Below are 1222 nucleotides of genomic sequence, written 5' to 3' on the forward strand. Positions count from 1 at the left end.
GGGTCTTCATAGTTGAGCGGTGCGGAGGTGTCCGCGGGCTCTGCGGGTGGTGACGCAGCGTGTTCGGAGGCGTTGGCTGGTCGCGTTCCTGAACCCGAACGCGTTGCGCGCGGTCAGCTTGATCACGCGGTTGATGCCCTCGCTCTTGGCGTTGCTGTACCCGGTGTCGATGAACGCGGCGATCTCGTTCCACCAGCGGTCGATGGTGGTGGCGAGGCGGCGGGCTTCGGGGATGTCGCTGTCCGCGCACCAGGTGAGGAACTTGAAGCGGGCGTGGCCGATTTGGTGGCGGTCGGCACCGGTGCGTGCCAGGGCGAGGAGGTTGCGCAGGTTCTCCTTGGCGATCCACGCGGTCAGCAGTGTCTGCCCGATCTGTCCTACATCGAGCAGGGGGTTCCACATCTTCGCGAACTGCTCGTCGGTGAGGTCCTCGCGGTTGCGCAGCAGGCGGCGTCTGGCTTTCCATTCCGGGTCGGTGGATCGTCCGCGCCGGCCGCGCAGTTCGGCGGTAGTACGGCGCCTGACCTGCGAGAGCATCTTGTTCGCAAGTTGGACGACATGGAAATGGTCGACAATGGTGATCGCGCCGGCAGGCCGGTGCGGATCGCGGCGCGGTAGGTGGCCGACATGTCGATCGCGACGTGGGTGATGTTCTTGCGCCAGGTCAGCTCGGCGGTGGACAGCCAGGCCAGGACATCGGCGGCGGTGCGGCCCTCGACCTGGCCGAGCAGCCCGCCGTGCCCCAGCGCGTCGACGAACCCCGTATGCCAGCGATCGCGCGCCGACTGCCACTTTCCCGAATCGGGGTCCTGCTCCCACTTGGTCCGGCCCCGCCTCGTCTCGTCGATACCCAGGATCTTGACCTCGGGCAGCGGCGCCCCGGTGACCTCGCGGGCCTGCACGGTGAAGGCGGCCATCACCGTCGACCAGGACAGGTGCAGATCGCGGGCGGCCTGGATGACGGTGGAACCGGCATCGCGGACCCGGCGTCCGGCCGCCGACCGCAGCCGCTCGGTGATCCGGGCCCCTGCCGGTATCTGCGGGAGGCTCTCGGTGAACGACTTCCTCGGGCAGGCGGGCTCCCCGCACCACCAGCGGCGCTTGTGCCACAAGAACTCCAGCCCCCGTTCCCCATAGGGCAGATCCCGGGGCCGGGTCAGTGCCCGGCCCTTGACCCGGGTGGCGAAGACCCCGCAGGCCGGACAGACCCGCGCCGACAAGT

1 pseudogene is annotated in these 1222 nt (G+C 69.0%); it reads right to left on the bottom strand.

The annotated features are described in order from the left end of the window. Nucleotides 1–6: 6 nt before the first annotated feature. Nucleotides 7–1220: pseudogene (locus ACZ7NC_RS45715) on the bottom strand (ISL3 family transposase). Between the last annotated feature and the right edge of the window lie 2 nt (nt 1221–1222).

The sequence above is a fragment of the Streptomyces sp. NPDC111802 genome, assembly GCF_055634335.1.